Raw genomic sequence first — 6,350 nt, 5'->3', positions numbered from 1 at the left:
GAGTGGGGGGGGGACGCCCCCCATGCCCTCCGGCGGCAGCCCCGGCGGACCAACGGAGCCCCCGCCGCTCGGGGGGGGGTACGGCGGGGGCTCCGTCCGTACTTCTCCCCGCGCGGCGGTCCGGATGCGGGAGGAGGACGAAGGACCGGTCGGACGGCCCTCGCCCTCATCCTCGCGGGGTGGCTCCGGCGAGGACCGGACCGATCACATGGCGCTCGACCGCACCGACGGGATCCGCGCCGCGCGGCAGCTTCGGTGGCCCCCCGACGACGGCCCGATCGGCGAAACCGCCGTCAAGGTGTGGCATGCGCACGTCCACGACGGTGATCCCGCGGGTGCGCTGTTCCCGTTCCACCACGCCCAGCCAGGCGGCCAACGCGCTCTTCGCCGCCGCGTAGTCGGCCGTCCCGCGCAGCGGTGCGTCGACGATGGCGCCGGTGACGACCACGACGGCGCCCGTGGCCTCCAGGACCGGCAGGGCACCGCGCACGATGGCCATGGGCGCGAGTGCGTTGACGGTCATCAGGTGTTCCGCGGCGGCCTCGGGTACCTCCTCTGCCGGGCCGAAACCGGCCACGCCGACGGCGACGACGACCGCGTCCAGTCCTTCCAGGGCCTGCGCGGCCCAGGGCCCCAGCGCAGCGCATCCGTCGAGGTCATAGGCATCGAAGGAACGGTACGGGCGGGCTCCCAGCAGCGCCGACCGCTCCCCCAGCAACTTCGTGTCGCGCCCCGCCAGGGCGACGGAGCCGCCCCGCTCGACCAGCATCCGTGCCGCAAGGCCCCCGACCATTCCCGTGGCCCCTGCGACCAGCACCTTCTCTCCGACCATCACTGGGACCTCCTGGAGGACCTGGGGTGAGTTCATCCCGGTACGAGGTCCTTCGGTCGGGTCCATCGAGCCGGATGCACGGCCCCCTCCACCGCCCGCCTCGCTGCGGCCCGGCGAGTGGTGGCCGTCCCGTGGAGGAACCCCGTCGACACCCTGCGCATCCGAAGTGCGACATCCAACCGAAAAGAGTGGCAAAAGGCACCCGGAGGGGTCGCGTACGAGGCCGACCCGGGAGCCACGAAGGAGGAGGGCCGGTGGCCCGTGACCGCAGGGCTGCGCCCCGGACCTCCCGCACCGAAGCAGGGGTGAGCATTGAACACGCACGCACTCGAGGCAGGCCCTCTCACGGAAACGGCCGGCGTCTGGCAGACGGGTCTGGCCCAGGTCCTCGGAGGCCTCGTCCTCGTCGCCGTCATCATCGGAGCCTTCGCGCTCGGCATGAGGGTCAAGGACAAGGAGCCTCCGCCTCCCGACCCGGAGTCCCAACCCCACCGGCCCGAGACCGATCGGCTGCCCGGGGAGATGTCGGAGTACCGGCGGGCGGCGGAGGTCCCCCACACCGACGGGGCGCACCGGCTCACACCCCACCAGCTGAAGGGCGGCGGCACCGCGGGTTCCGAGACCTCACCCGAACCACCGAGCGAGGAACGCCGCAAGTGGGGCAACATCTCCAGCGGCGGGTTCGGCAGCGGAGGCGTCGGACACGGTGACTGACCGGCCCGCCGCGGGCGCACGGAGAAGGGCCGAGGGGCCGTTCCGGAGGAAATCCGGAACGGCCCCGCTCGGCGTGACGACGGGAACCCCTCGTGGTGCCGCTGAAGCGCACCGTGAACGCCGGCGCCCCCGACCCCGGGAGGTGCTACAACTGGGGTTGTGAAACCGTCTCGCCTCCCGTGCCCGGCGTACCGGTGCGGTCGAACCTAGGCAGAAGATTCGGAAGCGTCGCCGGACAGGTCTTCGTCCTTCAGGTGGCGATCGTGGTGCTGCTCGCTGCCGGGGCCCTGCTGGCCATGGTGCTGCAGTCACGGCACGACATCGACCGCGAGGCCCGCAACCGGTCGGTCTCCGTCGCGCAGACCTTCGCGAACTCGCCGGGCCTTCAGGAGATGCTGAACGAGCCGGACCCGTCCGCGGTGCTCCAGCCCCTCGCCGAGAAGACGCGCAAGGCGGCGGGGATGGACTTCATCGTGGTGATGGACACCCAGGGCATCCGCTACAGCCACCCCCAGCCCGACCGCATCGGCGAGCGTTTCGTCGGCACGATCGAGCCCTCGCTCGCCGGACGGGTGCACACCGAGAGCGTGCAGGGACCGCTCGGCAAGGAGATCCAGGCGATCGTGCCGGTCACCTCTCCCGAGGGCGAGGTGGTCGCCCTCGTCTCGGCGGGCCTGACGGTGGAGAACGTGACCGGCATCGCCGACCGTCAGCTCCCGGTCATCCTCCTGGCCATCGCCGTCGGTCTGGCCCTGGCCACCGTCGGCACGGCCCTGATCAGTCGTCGGCTGCGTCGCCAGACCCATGGACTCGGCACGCAGGAGATGACGCGCATGTACGAGCACCACGACGCGGTTCTCCATGCCGTCCGCGAAGGGGTGCTGATCACCGATGGCTCAGGACGGCTCCTCCTGGCGAACGACGAGGCCAAACGGCTGCTCGGGCTGCCGGACGATGCCGAAGGACGCCCCGTCGACGAGGTCGGCATGGACCGCCGGATGGCGGAACTGCTGCTGTCCGGGCGGGTGGCCACCGACGAGGTGCTGGAGGCAGGGGACCGGCTGCTCGTGGTCAACCAGCGCCCCACCCACCCGCAGGGCTCGGCGGTCACCATCCGGGACTCCACCGAGATGCGACTGCTGAGCAGTCGGGCGGAGACGGCCCGCAGGCGGCTGAAACTGCTCTACGACGCCGGGGGAGACATCGGCACCACACTGGACGTGGTGCGCACCGCACAGGAACTGGCCGATGTCGCGGTTCCCCAGTTCGCGGACTTCGTCACGGTCGACCTGGCCGAACCGGTGCTGAAGGGCGATGAGCCGGGCCCCGGTGCCGACATGCGGCGCACGGCGGTCAACGGCATCCGCTCCGACCATCCGTTGTATCCGCTCGGCCGGCTGATCGACTTCCTGCCGTCCACTCCGCAGGCCCGCGGGTACGGCACGGGCGCGGCCGAGCTCGTGCCCGACCTCCGTGAAGCGGCGGGCTGGCACGCCCAGGATCCGCCGCGGGCATCAGCGATCGTCGAGTACGGGATCCACTCCCTCATCGCGGCTCCGCTGAAAGCCAGGGGCGTCGTGCTCGGCGTGGTCAACTTCTGGCGGTCGCGAAAGCCCGAGCCCTTCGACGAGGACGACCTGTCCATGGCCGAGGAGCTCGTCGGCCGCGCCGCCATCACCATGGACAACGCCCGCCGCTACACCCGCGAGCACCACCTCGCCGTCACGCTCCAGCGCAGTCTGCTGCCGCAGGACCTGCCCGACCAGAGCGCCGTGGACGTCGCGCACTTCTACCAGCCCGCCCAGTCCGGAGTGGGCGGGGACTGGTTCGACGTGATCCCGCTGCCCGGCAGCCGCGTCGGGCTCGTCGTCGGAGACGTCGTCGGGCACGGCCTGCACGCCGCGGCCACCATGGGACGGTTGCGCACGGCCGTGCACAACTTCTCCTCCCTGGACCTGCCGCCCGACGAACTCCTCTCCCGTCTCGACAACCTCGTCCAGCGGATGGACCAGGAAGGTGACGCCGCCGCCCCGAACGGCGGCATCCTGGGCGCGACCTGCCTGTACGCCGTCTACGACCCCGTCTCCCAGAGCTGCACCATGGCCCGGGCGGGGCACCTGCCACCGCTCGTGGTCGCGCCGGACGGCACGACCACCATCGTGGAGCTGCCGGCCGGCCCGCCGCTGGGGCTGGGCGGCATGCCGTTCGAAACCGTGGAGCTGCACCTGACGGAGGGCAGCCAGGTCGTCCTCTACACCGACGGGCTGGTCGAGGAGCGGAGCCGGGACATCACGGAAGGCGTGGAAAGCCTGCGCAGGGCACTGAGCCATCCCGACCGGGACCCGTACGCCAGCCGCGGCGCCGTGCTCGACGCCCTGCTCCCCAGCCAGCCCTCCGATGACATCGCCCTGCTCATCGCCCGGACACGGACCCTGGGCCCCGACCGGGTCGCACAGTGGGATGTGCCGTTCGACCCGAGCGAGGTCGGCTCCGTGCGCAGCCTGGCGGCCGAGCGGCTCGAGGAGTGGGGCCTGCAGGAACTCGCCTTCACCACGGAACTGATCCTGAGCGAGCTCATCACCAACGCCCTCCGGTACGGTGCCGCGCCGGTTCGCGTCCGCCTGCTGTACGACCGCACCCTGACCTGCGAGGTGTGGGACGGCAGCAGTACCGCCCCGCACCTGCGGTACGCGACCACCACGGACGAGGGGGGCCGCGGACTGTTCCTGGTGGCACAGCTCAGCGAGCACTGGGGCACCCGGTACGTCCCGGAAGGCAAGGTCATCTGGGCCGAGCAGTCCCTGCCCGACACCGACAGGACGCCCCCTGAGGTGCCCTCCCACCGTTGACCACGTGCCCCGGGAACGACCGAGGGGCCGCTCCAGATCACTCTGAAGCGGCCCCTCGACCTACGACTCTCGCAAGTCGGGACGACAGGATTTGAACCTGCGACCCCTTGACCCCCAGTCAAGTGCGCTACCAAGCTGCGCCACGTCCCGATGCCCGTCTGACCTGGGGTTTCCCCTGGCCGAACGCGCATGAGAACAATACCGCACTTTCCCCGGTGATCACGCACCCCTTTCCCGACACCATCAGACAGGAGACATCCGGTCACCCTCCGTGACACCTCCATGGACCACGGGGCACTCCGGGGCGCGGCGAGGAGCGGGCAACGGGGCGCCGGAGGTGGGACCGCTCCCGCACGGATCGAGCCGGGAAGGAGGGAGGGGAACCCCCGGAAATGCCGCTCTCATGTGGGAGAGATGGCTCATATGGCAAAGAAAACGACGCTCTCACCCTATGCACGCATCTCCGTTGCCACCGGCACGTGGCAGAAAGGTGACCATGGAGAACCAGTCGGCACTTCAGCGGGGCAAGCCGAGACCACGGGAACCACAGTCAGATCCGATCGTCAACCGATCCTGTTTCGGACAAACTTCGTGGCGATATTGATCCGATCTGGAAAGATCAACACCATGAAGACGTCGGCCTGTTCGGGACGGGACCACTGCCGATGCACCACCTGTTCGGACGACTTGCCGAGCAGGCGTTTCGCACGCAAGGACTCGGATGAACAGCTACTTCAGCAGCCGTCTGCATCATGAGCTCAGGGAGACGGTCCGCGACTTCGCGGAGCGTGAGGTCCGGCCCCGCATAGCCGAGATGGAGGAGTCCAGGACGGTCCACCACGAGCTGTCCCGAATGATCGCCGCGCAGGGCTGGCTGGGCGCGACGGTCAGTCCGGAGTACGGCGGCATGGGCGCCGGCCACCTGGCCAAGACCATCATCATCGAGGAGCTCTCCCGGGTCAGCGGCGCCATGGGCGCGATGGTCCAGGCCTCACAGCTCGGCACTGCCAAGATCGTGCACTTCGGCAGTGACGAGCAGCGCAAGACCTGGCTTCCCGAGATCGCCGCCGGCACCTGCCTGCCGACCATCGCGGTCACCGAACCGGAGTCCGGCGGTCATGTGCTCGGCATGAGCGCGAGCGCGGTCCGGGACGGCGACGACTACGTCCTCAACGGCAGCAAGGTCTACGTCGGCAACAGCCATGTGGGCGATCTCCACGGCGTCGTGGTCAGGACGGGTCCCGGTTCGAAGGGACTCACCGCATTCCTCGTCGAAGCCGATCGCCCGGGGTTCAGGACCGGTCCGCAGCAACAGGCCATGGGCCTCCACGGATTCAGCTTCGGCGAGCTGATCTTCGAGAACTGCCGGGTGCCGGCGGCCAACCGGCTCGGCGACGAGGGGGACGGCCTGGCCGTCGCCTACTCCTCCAGCGTGCTGTACGGGCGGGCCAACCTCACCGCCGTCTCGCTCGGCATCCACCAGGCGATCCTGGAGGAGACGACCAAGTTCGCATCCGAGCGGATCCGCTACGGCAAGCCGCTGCACGACCTGCCGACGATCAAGCTGAAGCTGGGGCAGATGCAGTCCCGGCTGATGACCGCCAAGCTCGCCGCGTACCACGCCGTACACCTGCTCGACCAGGGACTCTCCTGCGACACCGAGCTGATGAACGCCAAGCTGGTCAACGTCGAGTCGGCGATCGACTCCGGTCGCAACGCCATGGAGATCCACGCCGCCGCCGGACTCTTCACGGACCGGGCGATCGAGCGTTACGTCCGGGACGCCCACCACATCTTCGCCCCGGCCGGGACCTCCGACATCCAGCTCCTCCGATTGGCCGAAGTGGCCCTCGGCCAGGACAAGGGCAGTTGGTCGGAGCGACTGTCGGAGTTGGTCCGCACGCCCGAGCCGGCAGCCGTCTGACCCGCCCCACGAACCGGGAGCCCGGTACGGC

The 6,350-nt window shown here is 70.0% G+C and carries 4 protein-coding genes and 1 tRNA gene; 3 read left to right on the top strand and 2 right to left on the bottom strand.

The window, feature by feature from the left end; translation table 11 throughout:
• Positions 1–166: 166 nt before the first annotated feature.
• Complete coding sequence (locus ACFW2Y_RS34125; protein WP_384887139.1) at positions 167–868, bottom strand: SDR family NAD(P)-dependent oxidoreductase; 702 nt, start codon at positions 866–868, stop codon at positions 167–169.
• 276 nt (positions 869–1,144) lie between these two features.
• Here ACFW2Y_RS34125 and ACFW2Y_RS34120 point away from each other — a divergent pair, with 276 nt between their 5' ends.
• Positions 1,145–1,546: a DUF6479 family protein gene (locus ACFW2Y_RS34120; protein ID WP_384887136.1), complete on the top strand. Its 402-nt coding sequence runs from the start codon at positions 1,145–1,147 to the stop codon at positions 1,544–1,546.
• 254 nt (positions 1,547–1,800) lie between these two features.
• Positions 1,801–4,395, top strand: a complete 2,595-nt coding sequence (locus ACFW2Y_RS34115) for a SpoIIE family protein phosphatase (RefSeq protein WP_384887133.1) — start codon at positions 1,801–1,803, stop codon at positions 4,393–4,395.
• 76 nt (positions 4,396–4,471) lie between these two features.
• Here ACFW2Y_RS34115 and ACFW2Y_RS34110 read toward each other — a convergent pair.
• Positions 4,472–4,545: transfer RNA gene (locus ACFW2Y_RS34110), tRNA-Pro, on the bottom strand.
• Between the two features lie 571 nt (positions 4,546–5,116).
• Here ACFW2Y_RS34110 and ACFW2Y_RS34105 point away from each other — a divergent pair.
• Positions 5,117–6,319 (top strand): acyl-CoA dehydrogenase family protein, encoded by a 1,203-nt coding sequence (locus tag ACFW2Y_RS34105; RefSeq protein ID WP_384887130.1) that lies wholly within the window; start codon positions 5,117–5,119, stop codon positions 6,317–6,319.
• The last annotated feature ends 31 nt before the right edge of the window (positions 6,320–6,350 follow it).

The sequence above is a fragment of the Streptomyces sp. NPDC058877 genome (genome assembly GCF_042742855.1).
GTDB lineage: Bacteria > Actinomycetota > Actinomycetes > Streptomycetales > Streptomycetaceae > Streptomyces.
The sequence above is the reverse complement of the archived record's forward strand: the minus strand, read 5'-3'. Positions and strand labels throughout refer to the sequence as shown.